Origin of the sequence: Marinobacter sediminum, from assembly GCF_023657445.1 — a bacterium.
In the GTDB taxonomy this organism is placed as follows: Bacteria; Pseudomonadota; Gammaproteobacteria; order Pseudomonadales; family Oleiphilaceae; genus Marinobacter; species Marinobacter sediminum_A.
On record NZ_JAGTWY010000001.1, the window covers coordinates 3692756 to 3711653 of the forward strand.

General features: G+C 57.4%; 16 protein-coding genes. 13 read left to right on the top strand and 3 right to left on the bottom strand.

Annotated elements, in window-relative coordinates; all coding sequences use genetic code 11:
- The first annotated feature begins 114 nt into the window (after positions 1–114).
- From KFJ24_RS17285 to KFJ24_RS17330, 10 genes are all read left to right on the top strand, one after another.
- On the top strand, positions 115–1677 hold the full coding sequence (locus KFJ24_RS17285) for an ABC transporter substrate-binding protein (protein WP_250832376.1): 1563 nt from the start codon (positions 115–117) through the stop codon (positions 1675–1677).
- 76 nt (positions 1678–1753) lie between these two features.
- On the top strand, positions 1754–2803 hold the full coding sequence (locus tag KFJ24_RS17290) for an ABC transporter permease (RefSeq protein ID WP_250832377.1): 1050 nt from the start codon (positions 1754–1756) through the stop codon (positions 2801–2803).
- Positions 2800–3732, top strand: coding sequence for an ABC transporter permease (locus KFJ24_RS17295; RefSeq protein ID WP_250832378.1), 933 nt, complete (start codon positions 2800–2802; stop codon positions 3730–3732). The genes KFJ24_RS17290 and KFJ24_RS17295 overlap by 4 nt, the downstream gene beginning before the upstream one ends.
- A 5-nt stretch (positions 3733–3737) precedes the next feature.
- Positions 3738–4736 (top strand): ABC transporter ATP-binding protein, encoded by a 999-nt coding sequence (locus KFJ24_RS17300; protein ID WP_250832379.1) that lies wholly within the window; start codon positions 3738–3740, stop codon positions 4734–4736.
- Entirely contained in the window at positions 4733–5752 is a 1020-nt protein-coding gene (locus KFJ24_RS17305) for an ABC transporter ATP-binding protein (protein WP_250832380.1), read from the top strand. Before KFJ24_RS17300 ends, KFJ24_RS17305 begins: the two co-directional genes overlap by 4 nt.
- 58 nt (positions 5753–5810) lie before the next feature.
- The gene (locus KFJ24_RS17310; RefSeq protein ID WP_250832381.1) at positions 5811–6731 is read left to right on the top strand and encodes a LysR family transcriptional regulator; all 921 of its coding nucleotides are present in this window, start codon (positions 5811–5813) and stop codon (positions 6729–6731) included.
- On the top strand, positions 6718–8010 hold the full coding sequence (gene pepQ, locus KFJ24_RS17315; RefSeq protein WP_250832382.1) for a Xaa-Pro dipeptidase: 1293 nt from the start codon (positions 6718–6720) through the stop codon (positions 8008–8010). Before KFJ24_RS17310 ends, pepQ begins: the two co-directional genes overlap by 14 nt.
- A 99-nt stretch (positions 8011–8109) precedes the next feature.
- Complete coding sequence (locus tag KFJ24_RS17320; protein WP_250832383.1) at positions 8110–8316, top strand: bacterioferritin-associated ferredoxin; 207 nt, start codon at positions 8110–8112, stop codon at positions 8314–8316.
- A gap of 143 nt (positions 8317–8459) precedes the next feature.
- Positions 8460–8936, top strand: a complete 477-nt coding sequence (bfr, locus tag KFJ24_RS17325; RefSeq protein WP_250832384.1) for a bacterioferritin — start codon at positions 8460–8462, stop codon at positions 8934–8936.
- 9 nt (positions 8937–8945) lie between these two features.
- The gene (locus tag KFJ24_RS17330; RefSeq protein ID WP_250832385.1) at positions 8946–10298 is read left to right on the top strand and encodes a phosphomannomutase; all 1353 of its coding nucleotides are present in this window, start codon (positions 8946–8948) and stop codon (positions 10296–10298) included.
- Positions 10299–10445: 147 nt separating this feature from the next.
- On the opposite strand, the gene KFJ24_RS17335 is transcribed toward KFJ24_RS17330, so the two are convergent.
- Entirely contained in the window at positions 10446–11573 is a 1128-nt protein-coding gene (locus tag KFJ24_RS17335; RefSeq protein ID WP_250832386.1) for a phospholipase A, read from the bottom strand.
- Positions 11574–11582: 9 nt separating this feature from the next.
- Entirely contained in the window at positions 11583–11921 is a 339-nt protein-coding gene (locus KFJ24_RS17340) for a hypothetical protein (protein WP_250832387.1), read from the bottom strand.
- Between the two features lie 201 nt (positions 11922–12122).
- On the opposite strand from KFJ24_RS17340, the gene KFJ24_RS17345 reads away from it, so the two are divergent.
- The gene (locus KFJ24_RS17345; protein ID WP_250832388.1) at positions 12123–12536 is read left to right on the top strand and encodes a c-type cytochrome; all 414 of its coding nucleotides are present in this window, start codon (positions 12123–12125) and stop codon (positions 12534–12536) included.
- 53 nt (positions 12537–12589) lie between these two features.
- Here KFJ24_RS17345 and rep read toward each other — a convergent pair whose 3' ends face one another.
- Positions 12590–14608 carry a DNA helicase Rep gene (gene rep / locus KFJ24_RS17350; RefSeq protein WP_250832389.1) on the bottom strand — a complete coding sequence of 673 codons (2019 nt, stop codon included), beginning with the start codon at positions 14606–14608 and terminating at the stop codon, positions 12590–12592.
- Positions 14609–14752: 144 nt separating this feature from the next.
- Between rep and KFJ24_RS17355 the strand changes: the two genes are divergently transcribed.
- A complete protein-coding gene (locus tag KFJ24_RS17355) occupies positions 14753–16489 on the top strand; it encodes a putative bifunctional diguanylate cyclase/phosphodiesterase (RefSeq protein WP_250832390.1) in 1737 nt (578 codons plus the stop codon).
- Positions 16490–16542: 53 nt separating this feature from the next.
- Entirely contained in the window at positions 16543–18885 is a 2343-nt protein-coding gene (locus tag KFJ24_RS17360) for a Tex family protein (protein ID WP_250832391.1), read from the top strand.
- Positions 18886–18898 lie beyond the last annotated feature (13 nt).

The window sequence follows — 18898 nt, forward strand, 5'->3', positions numbered from 1 at the left end:
TGTTGCAATTTCGATTGCTGTTAGGGGTTTCCCCGACTAGTTTTTAGCGCAGACATCTGGAGCGAAGTTGCGCCGATGTGCCGTAAAATTCTTAAAACAGCGACGGAAAACGCGATGAAGAAACTACTGACAGCTTTTGTTGGTTCCATGGCCCTGGCCGCCGCCCCGATGGCGATGTCCGCCGAGGCGAACAAGGAACTGAAAATGGCGTACGACGCCGACCCCGTGACACTGGATATCCATGAGCAGCTTTCCGGCGGCATGTTGCAGTTGAGCCACATGACCTTCGACCCGCTGCTGCGCTGGACCAAAGACCTTGGCTTTGAGGCACGTCTGGCCGAGAGCTGGGCGCGTATCGACGAAAACACGATGCGCTTCAAACTGCGTGAGGGCGTGAAGTTCCACTCTGGCAACGAGCTCACCACCAAGGATGTGAAATTCACTTTTGAGCGTCTGAAGCAGAGCCAGGACTTCAAGGCCATCTTCAAGCCGTTCAGTGATATCAAGGTTATCGACGATTACACCTTTGAGCTGGTGACCCGTGAGCCATACCCTCTGCTGCTGAACACGGCTACCTACATCTTCCCGATGGATAGCGAGTTCTACACCGGCAAGACCGAAGACGGCAAGGACAAGAGTGCCATCACCAAGCATGGCAACTCCTACGCTTCCGAGCATTTGTCCGGCACTGGCCCTTACGTTGTCGCTGAACGTCGGCAAGGTGTGCGTGTCGAGTTCGAGCGTTTTGACGACTATTGGGATGCCGCGTCTCCGGGCAATGTCGGCAAAATCGTGCTGACTCCGATCAAGGAGAACAATACCCGCGTATCTGCGCTGCTCTCCGGCGGTGTTGATTTCATCGCACCGGTACCGCCGACCGACCTGGAACGTATCCGTCGTGACGAGAACTCCAGCCTGGTTACCATGAGCGGTACCCGCATCATCCTCTTTCACATGAATCAGGACCGTGTCGAAGCGTTCAAAGACCCGAAAGTTCGTCAGGCCGTTGCCTATGCCATCAACCAGGAAGGCATCGCCGCCAAAATCATGAAGGGCTTTGCGACTCCGGCGGCCCAGATGTCACCGACTGGCTACCAGGGTCACAATGAGTCCCTGAAGCCTCGCTTTGATGTGGCAAAAGCCCAGCAGCTGATGAAAGAAGCCGGCTATGAGGACGGTTTCACCATCACCATGATGGCGCCGAACAACCGCTACGTGAATGACGACAAAATCGCACAGGCGGTCGCGGCCATGCTGGCTCGTATTAACATCAAGGTGGACCTGAAGACTCTGCCCAAGGCCCAGTACTGGCCTGAGTACGACGATCGCGCCGCTGACATGATGATGATTGGCTGGCACGCGGATACCGAGGATTCCGCCAACTTCTATGAGTTCCTGACATTCTGCCCGGATGCGGAAAGTGGTGCGGGCCAGTACAACGCCGGCAACTACTGCAACCCGGAAGTCGATGCTCTGGTGAACAAGGCCAACGTCGAAACCGATCTGGATAAGCGGACTGCCATGCTGAAGGAAGTTGAGCAGCGTCTGTATGACGAGGCCGCTTTCGTCCCTCTGCACTGGCAGGACCTGGCCTGGGCCAGCAAGAAAAACGTGAAGATTGAGGAAATCCTCAACGTGATGAACTTCCCGTACCTGGGTGACCTGGTCGTGGAGTAACAGCCGCTATGGGCGGGCCGGCTTCGGATCAGTCTGGAGCCGGCCTTTTGTTTGCAGCTTTATCCGGAAATATTCCATGTTAGCGTTTTTGGTTCAGCGGATATCCCAGGCCTTGCTGGTCATGTTTGTGATCAGTGTGATTGCCTTCGCCATTCAGGATGGCCTTGGAGACCCGCTTCAACAGATGGTGGGTATGTCCGTTTCCCAGGATGAGCGGGAAGCTATCCGTGAAGAAATGGGGCTGAATGACTCATTGGTCGTGCAGTACCTGCGGTTTGCGGGTAACGCCCTGCAGGGCGATCTGGGGACGTCCTATTTTTACGGTAAACCCACCCTTGATGTGATTCTCGAACACCTGCCGGCCACGCTGGAGCTGGTCATTGGTGCCAGTCTGATTATCATCGTGTTTTCGGTGCCCATTGGTGTCTATGCCGCCATCCGGCCACAGGCGTGGCTATCCAAATTCTTTATGGGCGTCAGCACCGTGGGGATTTCCATCCCCGTGTTCCTGACGGCCATTGTCTTGATTCAGCTGTTTTCTATCGGTGTCACCGTGGACGGGTTCCCGGCGGATACCGGCTGGGGCAGCTGGCTGAACGGGGCCTTATCCACTGACGGCGGCCTGCCTTCCTATGGTCGTGGCGACGAACTGACGCCACTGTTCGGCACCTGGGACTCCGGCTTTTTCTCCCAGAGTGGCATCCTGCATCTGATCCTGCCGTCGGTGTCCCTGGCATCCATCATGCTGCCGCTGTTTATCCGTCTGATCCGGGCGGAAATGATGGAAGTGCTTCAGAGTGACTATATCCGGTACGCCCGCGCCAAGGGCCTGAGTTCGGCCCGCATCAACTTCCTTCACGCCCTCAAGAACACCATGTTGCCGGTGATCACCGTGGGTGGTGTGCAGATTGGCATTATGGTGGCGTACACCATCCTCACGGAGACGGTGTTCCAGTGGCCCGGTGTCGGGCTGATGTTCCTGGAAGCGATCACCCGCAGTGATATTCCCCTGATTGTGGCTTACCTGATGGTGGTGGGTCTGATTTTCGTAATTACCAACACGGTGGTGGACCTGGTCTACGGGCTGGTGAACCCCACGGTAAAACTGACAGGTAAGAAAGCATGACGACGGCGACTCTTTCACGCTGGGATCGCTTTCGCGAGTCCTTCCTCTGGTACAGTTTCAAACGCGACAAGGTCGCCATCGTAAGCTTCACGGTGTTGCTGCTGATGGTGCTGGCGGCGGTCTTTGCGCCGTTGCTGGCGCCTGCCGATCCCTACGATCTGGCCCAGATCAACATCATGAACTCGGAGATGCCGCCGGTGGGTATGGATGGCGCTGACCCGGCATTCCCGCTTGGCACAGATGCCCAGGGCCGGGATCTGCTCTCCACCATTCTCTATGGCACCCGGGTATCCCTGCTGATCGGTTTTGGCGCAGTGGTACTCCAGGCCGCGTTGGGTATCCTTTTCGGGTTGCTTGCGGGTTACCTCGGCGGCCGGGTGGATTCCATCCTGATGCGAATCGCCGACGTGCAGTTGTCCTTCTCCACCCTGATGGTGGCCATCATTGTCGGCGCGGTGTTCAAGGCCAGCTTTGGCAACCTGATGTTCGGTGAGGTCGCCATCTACATGCTGATTTTTATTATCGGCGTGGCCGAGTGGCCCCAGATCGCCCGGACGGTGCGGGCGTCTGTGCTGGCAGAGAAGAAAAAGGAATACGTGGACGCGGCCAAGGTCATGGGGTTCCGGACCGGCCGGATCATGTTTCGGCATATTCTGCCTAACACCCTGTCGCCAATCTTTGTGATTGGCACGGTTCAGATCGCCAATGCGATCATTTCCGAGGCGGCGCTGTCGTTCCTTGGCCTTGGCATGCCAGAGACCCAGCCATCATTGGGGTCCCTGATCAAGTCTGGCTTCGATTACATCCAGAGCGGTTCCTGGTGGATTACTCTGATTCCCGGCCTGGTGCTGGTGGTTCTCGTGCTGGTCATTAACCTGTTGGGTGACTGGTTGCGGGATGTCATGAACCCACGGCTGTATAAGGGGTAAACGCCATGCCATTGCTGGAAGTAAAAGACCTTGATGTCCGGTTCGCGGTGCGCGGCGGTGACCTTACCGCCCTCCGTGGTATCAGTTTCAGCCTCGATAAGGGCGAACGCCTTGGCCTCGTGGGTGAATCCGGTGCCGGTAAGTCGGTGGCGGCCTTCTCCATCCTCAATCTGATTGCCCGGCCCGGTTACATTGCCGGTGGCCAGATTCTGTTTGAAGGCAAAGACCTGGCAGCCATGAGCGAGCGTGAGTTGCGGAAAATCCGTGGCAATCGCATCGCCATGATTTTCCAGGATCCGATGATGACACTGAACCCGGTGCTGACCATCGGTACCCAGATGGTGGAAGCCATCAGGGCCCATCGCCGGATCACCACCAAAGCCGCCCGGGATATTGCCCTGAACAAGTTGCGCAAGGTGCAGATCCCGTCACCGGAAACGCGACTGGACCAGTACCCTCACGAATTGTCCGGCGGTATGCGTCAGCGGGTGATTATTGCCATCGCACTGCTGCTGGATCCGGAAATTATTATCGCCGACGAACCGACTACCGCGCTGGATGTGACCATTCAGGCGGAAATCATGGCGTTGCTGCTGGAACTGTGTGAGCAGGAAAACGTGGCGCTGATGCTGATCACCCATGATCTGGGCGTGGTTTCCCAGGTGACCCAGCGCATGCTGGTGATGTATTCCGGCCGGATCATCGAACAGGGTCCGACCCGGGAAATCATCAATGATGCCCAGCATCCCTATACCCAGGGACTGATCAACGCACTGCCGCAAATGGGTGAGCCCGGCGAGCGGCTGTTCCAGATTCCCGGCGCCATGCCATCCCTGAAAAACGTACCAACGGGCTGTCCGTTCCACCCTCGCTGCAACTTCGCAACGGATCAGTGCAAGCGCACGATGCCTGAGTATGTGCGCTCCGGGAACGTGAATGTGGCCTGTTATGAAGTCAGTAATCTTATCGAGCAGGAGAAACGCATGCAGGAGGTGGAATCGTGACCTCCCCGTCATCCCCCCTGGTAGACATCCGCGGGCTGGAAAAGAAGTTTGACCTTTCCGGGAGTCTGCTGGAGCAGATCTCCTTCAAGAACGGCCGGTTCCATCGTCGGCAGGAGGCGGTGCACGCGATTAATGGCGTGGACCTCCAGGTGCAGAAAGGCGAGGCACTTTGCGTAGTGGGAGAGTCTGGTTGTGGTAAATCGACGGTGGCCCGCACCGTTATGGGCTTATTGTCCCCCAGTGCCGGCGAGATCCACTACGACGGCCAGCGCATCGATAACCTGGATGGCAAGGATGTGTTGCCCTACCGGCGCAAGATGCAGATGATCTTCCAGAACCCCTACGCGTCGTTGAACCCGCGTATGACCATCCAGCAAACGCTGGAAGAGCCCATCCGCTTTCACCAGCCGGAGGCGTCGCAAATACAGATTCGTGACAAGGTGCATGAGGTCATGCATTCGGTGGGCATCGATATCGACTGGGGAAGCCGGTTTGGTCATGAGTTTTCCGGAGGGCAGCGTCAGCGTATTGCCATCGCCCGGGCGCTGGCAGTGGATCCGGAGTTTATTGTTGCGGACGAACCGATTTCGGCTCTCGACGTTTCCATTCAGGCCCAGGTTCTGAACCTGCTGATGGATGCACAGGAAAGTCGCAACCTGACCTACCTGTTCATAACCCATGACCTGGCGGTAGTGGAGCATTTTGGCACCCGCGTGGCGGTGATGTACCTCGGCCGGGTGTGTGAGCTGGCAGATACCAAAACCCTGTTCAGCACACCGAGGCATCCATACACCCAGGCGCTGCTGTCGGCGATTCCCAAGCTTGAGGATGATCGGCCCAGTCACATCCGGTTGCAGGGCGAGGTACCGACACCGGTACAGCTGCCTTCCGGATGCGTATTCCATGGGCGGTGCCCCTATGCCAACGAGCGTTGCCGGCAGGAGATCCCCCAACTGATTGCTGCCGACGGCGGTGCTCAGGTTGCTTGTCACGCAGTGGAAGAGGGGCGGTTGTAACGGGGTTGCTGCGATAGGCTATGATGCTTGCAGTTAACCGTTCACCCCTGGGGAGTTCATGGAAATACGCTGGCTTGAAGACTTTATGGCGCTGGCTCGCACGCGTCATTTCTCACGTGCGGCTGAATTGCAGCACGTGAGCCAGCCTACGTTCAGTCGCCGAATCAGGCTTCTGGAGGAAGCCATGGGCGCCACCCTGATCAACCGCCAGACCCTGCCGTTGTCCCTGACTCCGGCGGGGGAAGCCTTCGTGGAATTGTGCGAGCGGGTGACCCGCGATGTCCGGGATACCAAAGACCGCATTCATGACATGGAGGCGGAAGCCTCGGCACGAATCAGTGTCGGCTCTACCCAGGGCCTGTTCTCCCATTTCTATCAGGCCTGGGCGCGACAGGCTGGCGTGGCAGAGCGCCTGCAGTTGAATCTCAAGGCGACCAACTGGGTAGGTGAACAGTTTCTGGATGCCCTGGATAACGGCGACTGTGATTTCGTGCTGTGTTACTGGCACAAGGACCTGCCGTGGGGTGAGCGGCTGATCCCGGAACGTTATGAGTCGATCACGCTGGCACGGGAGTCACTGGTGCCCGTGAGTGTGGTGGACGAAAACAGCCAGCCGCGGTTCTGCCTGCCTGGAACCACCGAGCAGCCGGTACCGTTGATTGCCTATCATCCGCGCGGGTTTCTTCATTCGGCCATCGAGGCCCACCTGAGCCGGAGCAAGGTGTCAGCAAACCTGCTGCGGCTGAACGAGAATACCCAGTCCGCCAGTATCAAAGCCCTGGTTAAGCAGGGCTTTGGTATGGGCTGGCTGCCACAGCGCCTGACAGAAAAAAGCGAGCAATTCGGGAGCCTGGCGCGGGCTGGCGGCGAGCAGTGGGATGTGCCCCTGGAAATCCGCCTGATACGTGTGAAGGAGCCTCGCTCCGACGATCTTTTAACACTCTGGAAAACATTGGAAAGCCAACATGCCGGACACTGAGTTGCTGTCGCTACAGACTGATCACATCCAGGCGCTTCAGCAGCGTTATGAACAAGCCATGGCGGCCCATGGCTACGACAGTCTGTTGATCAGTTCCGGTGCAGCTCCGATGCGTTACGGCGACGACCAGTCCTGGCATTTTCAGGGGTATGGTCCCTTCCTGCATTGGACCGGCCTGACCGGCCAGGAGCACAGTTGGCTGCTGCTTCGGCCAGGCGAGCCCCCGTTGCTATGGCTGTATCAGCCGATAGATTTCTGGCACGCCAATCTGGAATTGCCTGAAGAACCCTGGCAGCAGGTAATAGAGGTGCGCTACAGCCAACAGCGGGAGGCTCCTTCCATGGAGGTGTCCGGCAAGCTGGCGGTTATCGGCGACCCGGCATCTCTGGCTGAGGTGCCCGGCGACCACAATCCGGTGCAGTTGCTGGCGGCCCTGGACGAGACCCGGGTGCACAAGACACTCTACGAGATCGCCTGCCTTGCCCGTGCCAACGAGATTGCCGTGCTTGGACACAAGGCTGCCCGGGACACCTTTCTGGCCGGTGGGAGCGAATTTGAAATCAACCTCGCCTACCAGCGGGCCACTGGTCAGCGTGAGGCGGAGGCTCCTTACCACAGTATCATTGGCCTGAATGAACACGCTGGCACTCTGCACTACCAGTACTACGATACCGAAGCGCCCGCACGTTCCCGCAGCCTGCTGATTGATGCCGGCGTGCGTTTCCGGGGCTACTGCTCGGATATTACCCGAACCACGCCAGCAGCCGATGAAGGGCGTTTCGCGGCGCTGGCGCAGGGCCTTGGGCAGCTGCAACACCGCCTGTGTGAGATGGTGGCGCCGGGTGTCGACTACGTGGCAATTCACCGCAAGACCCATGAGGGGATCGCTGCCCTGCTGAGCGCGGCCGGTGTTGTGTCGGGGCTGGATGACAAAGCCCTGGTAGAGCAGGGGATCACCCGGGCATTTTTCCCCCACGGTATCGGCCATTTCCTGGGGATTCAGGTGCACGATGTCGCCGGTAAGCGGAAGCCATCGCCGGCGGATGCGCCGCTCCTGCGCCTGACACGAACCCTTGAGCCGGGCATGGTGGTCACCATCGAGCCGGGTCTTTACATAATCCCCTCGTTACTGGGGCCGTTCCTTAACGGGCCCCTGGGGGAGCATTTCAACCACGCCGTGATTGATGAGTTACAAGGCTGTGGTGGGATTCGTATCGAGGATAATGTGTTAGTAACCGCGGAGGGCGCACGCAATCTGACTCGGGAAGCCGGTGGTTAATAAGCCCCGGTGTACAAATTAATGTAAAAAAGGGTTGAAATTACGGACGCGAATAACAATAATTATCACTAACATTAAAGTAGTTGGTGAGAGGGTCCTATGTACGTTTGCCTTTGCCACGGAGTTACTGACCGCGAAATACGCGAAGCGGCCGAGAATGGTGTCACGTCCATGCGCCAGCTCGGCAAAGAGATGGGTGTAGGCCGCCAGTGCGGTCGTTGTGCCAGTATGGCGCGAGAGATTCTGAGAGAAAGTCGCTCTCCTGATTACCTGGCCCTGGCCAATCTTCTGGCTCAGCCCGCGTAGGCGGCGTATACCAAAGCCTTGTTTCCGACAAAGCCGGCGCCGATGCCGGTTTTGTTGCATTTGTTTCCCGCCTGCAATTTTTTATTGAGGTATAACCCGCTATTCTTGGTGATAGTCCTCATACCTATTCAAGGAGCCATGTCATGAAAGGCGACAAGAAGGTAATCCAGTACCTTAACAAGGTCCTCGCCAATGAGCTGACCGCTATCAACCAGTATTTTCTTCATTCCCGCATGTACAAGGATTGGGGTATTGCCAAGCTGGCTGCAAAAGAATACGAAGAGTCCATTGATGAAATGAAGCACGCCGATCAGCTGATCGAGCGTATTCTGTTTCTGGAGGGGCTGCCCAACCTGCAGGACCTCAACAAGTTGCTGATCGGAGAGAACGTGGAGGAAATGATCTCCTGCGACCTCAAGCTGGAGCAAATTGCCCATACCGATCTGAAAGAAGCTGTTGCCTACTGTGAGGAAGTCCAGGACTACACCAGTCGCCAGCTGTTCCGCAGTATCCTCGACAGTGAAGAGGAACATATCGACTGGCTGGAAACCCAGCTGGAGATGATTACCCAGATGGGCATTCAGAACTACATCCAGCTTCAATCAACCGCCGCGGAGTAAACTCAGACAATGGATCTGTCCTGTTTCAAAGCCTATGATCTGCGTGGCCGGGTGCCGGATCAACTGAATCCGGCCCTCGCCGAGCGAATCGGGCGCGCCTATGTGGAAATCACCGGCGCCAAAAAAGTCATCGTCGGTTACGACATCCGCCTGTCCAGTCCGGAAATTGCAGAAGCGCTGAGCTCCGGGCTGATGGCAGCCGGTGCCGACGTCTTCGACATTGGCCTGTGCGGCACCGAAATGGTGTATTTTGCGACCAGCCACTACAAGATGGATGGCGGCATCATGGTCACCGCCAGCCACAACCCGAAAGATCACAACGGCATGAAAATGGTGGGTCCGGAGTCTCGCCCCATCAGTTCGGACAACGGCCTGAACGAGATCCGTGACCGGGTGCCAGAGCCTTTTGAAGATGCCCCGGAGCAGGGCCGTTACGAGCCGCTTGAATCCATGACTGCCTACATAGACCACTTGCTGGGCTATGTGGATGCCGGTTCACTGAGACCACTGACCATTGTGTGCAACGCGGGCAATGGCGGCGCTGGCCTGGTAATTGACGAGCTGGAGCAGCATCTGCCGTTCGAATTTGTGAAAGTGCACCATGAAGCGGATGGCTATTTCCCCAACGGCGTACCCAACCCTATCCTGCCAGAGAACCGGTCGGCGACTGCCGATGCTGTGATCGAGCAGGGCGCAGCAATGGGCATCGCCTGGGACGGCGATTACGATCGCTGTTTTTTCTTCGACGAAAATGGCCGTTTCATCGAGGGCTACTACATCGTTGGTCTGCTGGCGGATCAGTTCCTGCGGAAAACGGGCGGCGGCAAGGTCATCCACGACCCGCGCCTGACCTGGAACACGCTGGACCTGGTCAAAGCCGCTGGCGGTGAAGCCATCGAAAGCAAAACCGGCCATGCCTTCATCAAACAGCGCATGCGCGATGAGGATGCGGTCTACGGCGGCGAAATGAGCGCTCACCACTACTTCCGGGATTTCGCCTACTGCGACAGCGGCATGATCCCCTGGCTGCTGGTTGCCGAACGCCTGTGCCAGTCCGGCCAGACCCTGTCCTCCCTGATCGATGCCCGAATCGAAGCCTACCCGGCCAGCGGCGAGATCAACCGCACCATCGCGGATCCGTCCAAAGTGATTGCCGCGATTGAGGCTAAATACGGTGCCGGTGCCAAAGACGTCAGCCACGTAGATGGCGTCAGCATCGAGTTCGACAACTGGCGCTTCAACCTCCGGATGTCCAACACCGAGCCGGTCGTGCGGTTAAACGTGGAATCGCGCGCGGATATTCCGTTGATGGAAGCCAAAACTGAAGAACTGCTGGCCGAAATGGACCGATTGAACGAGTGAGGATTTCCCTGAAGGTGCGGGGGTGAGCGGGCAGGCCTTCCTGAAACTGTGCGGAGCCATGGATGGCGGAGCTCAAGCGTCACAGGGATGTGCCGCAAGGAGCGGGTTTCAGGAAGGTCTGCCCGCTCGCCCTTACACCAGTTTTGGTCAGAGCCAGTCGTTCAGCATAATCCCGATACCAAACCGCTCAGTCCGGTGGTTATAGTCGATCAGACTCTCCCCATAACCGTTGTAGTACTGGAAAAAGCCCTTCACCGTGTCCCCCATTGGGAAGCTGTACCCGAATTCCACCGACGTCTTGTTGTCTGAGCGCAGATTGTTCATAAGCCGAAAAGAGAACGTCCTGTCCTCGCTCAGCTTATAGACTGCCTGATAGTTGGCGTACCCCAGATAGCGGTCAATATCCGCATTGTCATCCTCACTGTTCTCGGGAATGCGATACCAGGGCTGCAATAGGAACAGCCATCGATCATAACTATAAGTCGCTGTGCCTACGACCCGGTTCCAGCTTCGCGAGCGAGGCTCCGACTGACCATTGGATTGATGGTTTAAGCCAATGGTGACGGCGTTGAGCCTACCGGGGCCGATCCTGAAATCAGTCTGGTAACGTAGAAAAAGTTCCGGCTCGAAGTTGGTCTCCCGGAAAGGCGCGGAATCGTCCCGGTTATAGACCTGCCAGTAGGATTGTTGGGTGTAACCGAACCAGAGCGTGGTGGGGCCTTTCAGGAAGCCGGTCAGCAGCGGAACCTTGAAGCTGATCTGGTACTTGGCCTCTTCTCTCTCCAGTTCGTAGTCGTAGGTACTGTCGCCCAGCCGCGGACTGGTCGGTACTGGGTTGGGGTCCTTTACCCAGCTGATCGGCAGGATATAAGTGGGGCGATAGCCCACGAAACCTCCGGAGAAGGAAAATACCGCCTGCTCTGCCGCCAGGTACTGATCCACGAAGGACTCCATGACGCCTTCATCACCGCTCCCTTCATCCGCGAGTTCTTCCAGTTGCTCCTCCCTCGGAGGTAAAGCCTCGACGGCCTGCTCCTGAGCGTTTTCAATCCTGGTCGGGTCTGCCTTTTGCCGGGACTGGCTGGGCTTGAACACAGTGTCATAACAGGCGAGACGCCGAACACCGTTCTCAACCAGGGCGCACTCGTCCGCCGAGAGAGGGCTGGTATTACCCTCCGCGTCCCCGCCTGACTGGGCATTCACCGACTCCGCACCGAGGGATGCGGCAATCGCCAGCCCGACAGTAGCCGGGGGTAAGTAAAAACGGATAGGCATGGGTGCTCCTCAGCTGGCGTTGAGGCTAAACCAGGTATTGGCAATGCCATACAGCCAGACACCGATAAGGGTAATCGCCAACAATGAAAAAATGATTTTGTGGCGCAAACGGTTTGATGCATCCGCCGCCGCCACCCAGCGTAGGTACATAAGCCCGATAAAGCTCAGAAATACACACAGGCTCGCGATCGCCGGGATTATTAGCCAGGCCGGATCGAGTTTACTGCCATCAGCGGTATGGCTGGAAAACCAGCCCATGGACGCCAGAAGCACTGCGAGCGCGGTAAATTCGGTGATGAGCAGGAGCTTGCGCAGCGGATGTGGAGACGGTCTGTCAGGTTGGGGCATGTCTTCGTTCCTGAGGGGCTTGGATGTGAGCGTGACTATGTTAACCGGATTGCCGGAAAAACGCCTTTGTACTTACGAAATGGCAATTAATATGGTTGAAATCAATTTATGATTCTGGTGTTTGGTTTTTTTGCTGGGGTTCAGTCGCTATAATGCGGCGACCGAAGATTATAACGCTCTAATGCGAGGTGCATTGTGAAGATGAAGAGAGTCCTGGCTGTCGTATTGCTTGGTTTCGGCCTTACCGCCGGTGCCGCCTTGGCAAGTGTTGAAGATGAAATCCGTGCACGTATCGCGCCGGTAGGCGACGTGTGTCTCGAAGGCAACGAGTGTGGTGCCGCCGCTGCACCGACCGAGACCGCCAGCTCTGGCCCGCGTTCGGGCTCGGAAGTTTATGACGCTGTGTGTATGGCCTGCCACACCACAGGTGCGGCCGGTGCGCCGAAAATTGGCGATACTGCTGCCTGGGCACCGCGGGTGGACAAGGGCCTGGAAACCCTGATCACCCACGCAGTTAACGGATTTAATGCCATGCCGGCGAAAGGCGGCTGTGCCAGCTGCCCGGAAGAAGAAATATCCAGCGCCGTTGAATATTTGGTTTCCGAGAGCCAGTAAGCCGGCTTTCTCATACCCGAACCAGATCCCCCGCATTGCGGGGGATTTTTCGTTCAGACACCCAGATCGCCCAGCAATGCACTCAGTGTCGCTTTGCCTTTTTTCTGGTTAGCCTCGACATCGAGGTCACCCTGGCCTTCCCATTTCAGATCTTCTTCCGGCAATTCATCCAGAAACCGGCTGGGAATGGTCTCGATTTTTTCCCCATACTGTCTTCTGGCGGCCGCGTAAGTCAGCGTCAGGGTTTCCCGGGCCCGGGTAATACCCACGTACATAAGCCGGCGCTCTTCCTCAATGTTGCCTTCTTCAATGCTGCTTCGGTGCGGCAGGATTTCCTCCTCCAGCCCCATGATGAAGACGTGTGGGAACTCCAGTCCCTTTGAGGCGTGCAGTGTCAGCAGCTGCACCTTGTCACTGTCGTCGTCTTCCTCCCGCTGTTCCATCATGTCCCGCAGAATGAGCTTGGTAATGGCATCTTCAATGCCGAGTTCGTCCGCTGTGCCCTTGCCGTCATCGAGCATGCGCTGGATTGACTCGACCAGGTACCAGATGTTCTCCATCCGCCGCTCGGCCTGCTTGGGCGTGCCTGAGTGCTGGTGCAGCCATTCTTCGTACTCAATGTCGGTGAACAACTGCTTGATTACCGGGATCGGATCTTCACCATGCAGGCGTTCGCAGGTGGCATCGACCCAGTGGGCGAAGCGCCGCAGACGATCCAGTCCTTTCTCGGTGACATGGGTCTCGGCGCCCATATCACCAAGCGCCTTGAACAGGCTGGCATTGCGGGCCCGGGCATAGTGACTGAGCTGTTCCAGGGTGCGCGGGCCAATTTCCCGACGGGGCACATTGACCACTCGCAGGAACGCGGCGTCGTCGTCCGGGTTCATGAGCAGGCGAAGATAGGACATCGCGTCCTTGATCTCGTTCTTTGAAAAGAACGACTGGCCTCCGGAGATCCGGTAGGGGATCTGGTAGGCCTGCAATTTCATCTCGAGCAGGCGTGCCTGGTGGTTGCCCCGGTAGAGCACCGCGAAATCCCGGAATTCCAGGCCCTGTTTCAGCTTCTGGTCGAGGATTTCCGTTGCCACACGCTCGGTTTCCGCGTCCTCGTTGCGGCAACGGATGATCCGGAGCTCTTCGCCAATGGTGTGGTCACTCCACAGGGCTTTCTCGAAGACGTGGGGGTTATTGGCGATGACCGTGTTAGCACTTCGCAGGATGCGGCTCGTGGAACGGTAATTCTGCTCCAGCTTGACGATCTTGAGGCTGGGAAAGTCTTCCTTGAGCTGGGCAAGGTTTTCCGGGCGCGCACCGCGCCAGGCATAGATCGACTGATCGTCGTCGCCCACCACCGTGAACGCGGCGCGTTCGGCGACCAGGAGTTTGACCAGTTCGTACTGGCATACGTTGGTGTCCTGGTACTCATCGACCAGCATGTAACGGATTTTGCGGCGCCATTTGGCCAGAACGTCCGGGTGGGTGCGGAACAGTTGCACCGGCAACAGGATCAGGTCATCAAAGTCGACCGCGTTGTAGGCCTTCAGATACTCGTTGTACTGTTTGTAGACCAGAGCAATGCGCTGCTCCCGCTCGTCGGCGGCCCTGCTCAGGGCCTCCGCAGGCCCGCGCATGGCGTTTTTCCACGAGGAGATGGTCATCTGTACATTGTTCAGTTCATCTCCGGCCTCGGTGCTGCCTCCGCGCAGCATCAGATCCTGCAGCAATGCCTTGGCGTCTTCGGCATCAAAGATGGAAAAACCGGGGTGATAGCCCAGGTGGGCGTGTTCCTCCCGGATCATATTCAGGCCAAGGTTGTGAAAAGTGGATACAATGAGGCCACGGGTGAGTTTGCGGTCGACAATGCGTCCAACGCGCTCCTTCATCTCCCGGGCGGCCTTGTTGGTAAATGTCACGGCTGCGATATGCCGGCCGGGAATGCCCAGATGTTCAATCAGGTAGGCGATCTTTCGGGTGATAACGCTGGTCTTGCCACTGCCCGCGCCCGCCAGGACCAGCAGGGGACCCTCGGCGTAACGTACCGCTTCACTTTGTCTAGGGTTGAGTTTGTTCACAAATAAGGTGCCAGATTGGAACGAAATGGGTGTATCGGACGTTTGGTGTATTCTACACCAGCGTGACTTTCTGTACCTTGAAGATCTATCGGCTATTCTTGATAGGACGGACTCGGTTGTTCACGCACAAATGGACCCTGCTTAATGACATTGCCACTGGAGACGACAAGACCAGGCCAATTGCGACTGTTGGTTCTTGTTCCCGATTATTCGGACTTTCTCTGGCTTAACGCGCTTCTTGCCGATGATCCGGACTTTGATGCCGATGCGACCTGGTGTCCGGATCTCGTCGACTGTGACGATCTCATCCGCAATGCCAGTTTCGACGTGATCATCTGGGACTGCGTGTTCCACGGGGGTTCTGAATCCGCGTTTCTGCAATACCTCGCGGTTGCCAGTAATGAAAAGCCGGTACTCGCCCTGAGTGCCGAGCCTGCCGATGAGCGTGCTTCTGAGCTCCTTTCCTCCGGTGCTTCCGATTACCTTTCCCGCCATGCTCTGGATCGATGGGGTTTCCGACGGGCAGTCAAAAGCCTTTGGTACCGGGGACAGCTGTCGGAATCCGCCCATGGCCAGCTTGGTCGCGACGTGGCAACCGGGTTTATTAATCGTGGCCTGTTCTTTGACCGGTTGCAGCAATCACTTTTGCGTGCAGAACGGGGCGGTCATCGCCTGGCATTGCTGCATCTGAATATCGATGACTTTCGCAGCATCAATGAATCCTTTGGTTACCAGAAAAGTGATCAGTTGATGATGAAGCTGGCCGAGCGCCTGCGCCACAGCTTGCGTCGGGTGGACTCGCTGATGCGTATCGGTGGTGATGAGCTCGCCATCATCATCGAAAAGGTGGAAGACTCGCTGGATATCACTCAGATCATCCGGAAAGTGGTCAGCGCTCTGGACGAGCCAGTCACCATTGATGGCCAGACCATCGGCGTCAACGCCAGTCTGGGTGTGGCAACCTACCCAGAGGCCGGGGACACGGCTGATAACATGTTGCGCCGGGCCAATCGCGCCATGTTTGAGGCCAAGCGGGACCCGGGCACAAGCTACCGCTTTTACGATCGCCAACTCCATATTTCTGCGGGTTATCAGTTGCGTCTTGAGGCTGATCTGCGCAGCGCGCTGCGGGGCAACGAGCTGGAACTCTATTATCAGCCTCGCATTGATCTGGCTACCGAAGAAGTGCGCGGTGTCGAATGCCTGTTGCGCTGGAACCACCCGGAACGTGGCCTGGTGGGGCCAGATGAGTTTATCCCGGTGGCAGAACGCAGTGGCCTGATTGTGCCCATCGGCTACTGGGTGATTGAACAAGCCTGTCAGCGCCTGCAAGAATCCGCAGAACTGGGCTTTCCGGGGCTGGTTTTTGCGGTCAATCTGTCGTTCCGTCAGTTTCACGACCGCAAGATGACGGAAACCATTTTCCGGATCATCTTCAATGCCAATGTCGACACCAGCCTGTTGGAACTGGAACTGACGGAAAGTGCCATGATGCACGACCCCGAATACGCCCAGCGGTGCCTGCGGGAACTGAATCAGCTTGGCATCAGCTTTGCGCTCGATGACTTCGGCACCGGTTTCTCCTCTCTGAGCAACCTCCAGCACCTGCCCATCTCCCTGGTAAAGATTGATAAGTCCTTCGTTCAGGAGCTGGGTAACTCCGCCGATGCCGAGCACATCATCCGGGCGATTATCAGTCTCGCTCACAGTCTCCAGATCAGTGTGGTTGCGGAGGGTGTTGAAACTGAGGGTCAGCTTGAGTTCCTGCGCCAGCAACACTGTGACGAGATTCAGGGTTACTATTACGCCCGCCCCATGCCCTGGAACGACCTTGTTCAATTCCTGAACAACCGGGGACAGGCCGCTTGCCTGCAGCAGTAAGCCGCTGTACCTTTCCCCCTTAATTTGATCCTGATGTTATCGACAGAGGTTGCATGAACAGTATTTCCAGGCGCATCGCCGACGAGCTCGGCGTACGCGAGCAACAGGTTAATGCCACCGTCGCTCTGCTTGACGAGGGCGCGACCGTTCCATTTATTGCCCGCTACCGGAAGGAAGTGACCGGTTCGCTGGATGACAGTCAGCTACGAAATCTGGAAGACCGGTTACGCTACCTGCGCGAACTTGAGGACCGTCGTTCCACCATCCTCAAAAGCATTGAGGAGCAGGGTAAGCTGACCGACGAACTGCGCACCAGCATTGACGCCGCGGACACCAAGAACCGCCTGGAAGATCTTTACCTGCCCTACAAGCCAAAGCGCCGGACCAAAGCACAGATCGCCCGGGAGGCTGGCCTGGAACCGCTGGCGGACGCCCTGTATGACGATCCCTCAATGGATCCGGAAACGACTGCCGGGGAGTACCTCAACAAGGAAGCCGGTATCGAAGATACCAAGGCCGCCCTGGATGGCGCGCGCTATATTTTGATGGAGCGCTTCGCCGAGGATGCCGAGTTGCTGGGTAGCCTGCGGGACTTTATCTGGCAGGAAGGTCAGCTGAAAGTATCGGTGATCGAGGGCAAGGAAAACGAGGGGGCCAAATTCCGCGATTATTTTGATCATGTGGAGCCACTGAAGCGGGTGCCATCTCACCGGGCGCTGGCGATTCTCCGCGGTCGTAATGAAGGCATACTGGCCTATTCTCTTGTTGTCGGCGACGGTGCAGACGACCGGCGGCAGCCGCATCCTGCAGAGCAGCGTATTGGCGCACGCTGGAACATCCGTGATAACGGCCGTCCTGCGGACAAGTGGCTGTCGGAGGTGGTGCGCTGGACCTGGCGGGTGAAGCTGTCTACCCAGATTGAGACTGATCTGATGGCGCAGGTGCGCGAATCTGCCGAGACTGAGGCAATCAATGTTTTTGCCGCCAACCTGAAGGATCTGCTGTTGCTGGCTCCGGCCGGCCCGCGTCCCACTCTGGGGCTGGATCCCGGGCTGCGCACCGGTGTGAAGGTGGCTGTGATCGATGGTACCAGCCAGGTTGTTGGCCATGGTGCGATTTTCCCCCATGCCCCCAAGAACCAATGGGACCAATCGATTGAACAGTTGGCAACCTGGTGTCGTGAATACAAGATTGAACTGGTGGCGATTGGCAACGGTACCGCGTCCCGGGAAACCGAAAAGCTGGTAGCCGATCTGTGCAAGCGCTACCCCGAATTGAAGCTCGCCCGGATTGTGGTGAGCGAATCCGGGGCATCGATCTATTCTGCCTCCGAGTTTGCCTCCAGGGAATTGCCGGATCTGGACGTTACCATTCGTGGTGCGGTTTCCATTGCCCGCCGCCTGCAGGACCCACTGGCGGAGCTGGTGAAGATTGAACCGAAGTCCATCGGTGTCGGTCAATATCAGCACGACGTCTCCCAGGTCCAGCTCTCACGGAGCCTGGATGCCGTGGTTGAGGATTGTGTGAACGGTGTTGGGGTCGATTTGAATACGGCTTCCGTGCCACTGCTGGCAAAGGTATCCGGGCTTAACCAGAGCATCGCCCAGAATATTGTCGATTTCCGCAACCAGAACGGCCTGTTCCATAACCGCAAACAGTTGCTGAAAGTGTCACGCCTGGGCGACCGCACCTTCGAGCAGGCCGCCGGCTTCCTGCGCATTGCCGGCGGTGAGAACCCGCTGGATCGTTCGTCTGTCCACCCGGAAGCCTACGGAGTGGTAGAGGCGATTGCCGCGAAGAATAATCGTAAGGTAGACGACATTGTTGGCGATTCTTCGTTTCTGCGTGGTCTGAATCCGCAGGATTACGTAACAGAACGGTTTGGTTTGCCCACCATCAAGGACATAATCTCCGAGATGGAGAAGCCAGGCCGCGACCCGCGACCGGAATTTCGTTTCGCAAGCTTTGAAGAAGGGGTGGAAACCCTGAGTGATCTGAAACCGGGTATGACTCTTGAGGGCTCGGTAACCAACGTCACCAATTTCGGAGCGTTCGTGGATGTCGGGGTTCATCAGGACGGGTTAGTGCATATTTCGGCTCTGTCCCATACGTTTGTGAAAGATCCCCGGGAAGTGGTGAAAGCGGGGGATATCGTCAAGGTTAAAGTGATGGATGTGGATATTCCCCGCAAGCGGATTGCCCTGTCCATGCGGATGGATGACCAGCCGGGTGAGAAAAACGGCGGTAAGCCGGCTGACTCCGCGCGTGGCCGTGGCGAGCAAAAGTCCGCCGGCCGTAACCCGAGTCAGGCTGGCGGTGGACAAAAGCAGCAGAAGGGCGCCATGGCGGGCGCATTGGCCCAGGCCATGGCCTCGGCCCGCAAGGATAGCCGCTAACCGGTTTCTATCT

Coding starts and splice junctions, on each gene's coding strand:
- KFJ24_RS17295 (WP_250832378.1), top strand. CDS start 2,800: ATGACGACGGCGACTCTTTCACGCTGGGATCGCTTTCGCGAGTCCTTC.
- KFJ24_RS17355 (WP_250832390.1), top strand. CDS start 14,753: ATGACATTGCCACTGGAGACGACAAGACCAGGCCAATTGCGACTGTTG.
- KFJ24_RS17285 (WP_250832376.1), top strand. CDS start 115: ATGAAGAAACTACTGACAGCTTTTGTTGGTTCCATGGCCCTGGCCGCC.
- pepQ (WP_250832382.1), top strand. CDS start 6,718: ATGCCGGACACTGAGTTGCTGTCGCTACAGACTGATCACATCCAGGCG.
- KFJ24_RS17320 (WP_250832383.1), top strand. CDS start 8,110: ATGTACGTTTGCCTTTGCCACGGAGTTACTGACCGCGAAATACGCGAA.
- KFJ24_RS17335 (WP_250832386.1), bottom strand. CDS start 11,573: ATGCCTATCCGTTTTTACTTACCCCCGGCTACTGTCGGGCTGGCGATT.
- KFJ24_RS17340 (WP_250832387.1), bottom strand. CDS start 11,921: ATGCCCCAACCTGACAGACCGTCTCCACATCCGCTGCGCAAGCTCCTG.
- KFJ24_RS17345 (WP_250832388.1), top strand. CDS start 12,123: ATGAAGAGAGTCCTGGCTGTCGTATTGCTTGGTTTCGGCCTTACCGCC.
- KFJ24_RS17290 (WP_250832377.1), top strand. CDS start 1,754: ATGTTAGCGTTTTTGGTTCAGCGGATATCCCAGGCCTTGCTGGTCATG.
- KFJ24_RS17300 (WP_250832379.1), top strand. CDS start 3,738: ATGCCATTGCTGGAAGTAAAAGACCTTGATGTCCGGTTCGCGGTGCGC.
- bfr (WP_250832384.1), top strand. CDS start 8,460: ATGAAAGGCGACAAGAAGGTAATCCAGTACCTTAACAAGGTCCTCGCC.
- KFJ24_RS17330 (WP_250832385.1), top strand. CDS start 8,946: ATGGATCTGTCCTGTTTCAAAGCCTATGATCTGCGTGGCCGGGTGCCG.
- KFJ24_RS17310 (WP_250832381.1), top strand. CDS start 5,811: ATGGAAATACGCTGGCTTGAAGACTTTATGGCGCTGGCTCGCACGCGT.
- KFJ24_RS17360 (WP_250832391.1), top strand. CDS start 16,543: ATGAACAGTATTTCCAGGCGCATCGCCGACGAGCTCGGCGTACGCGAG.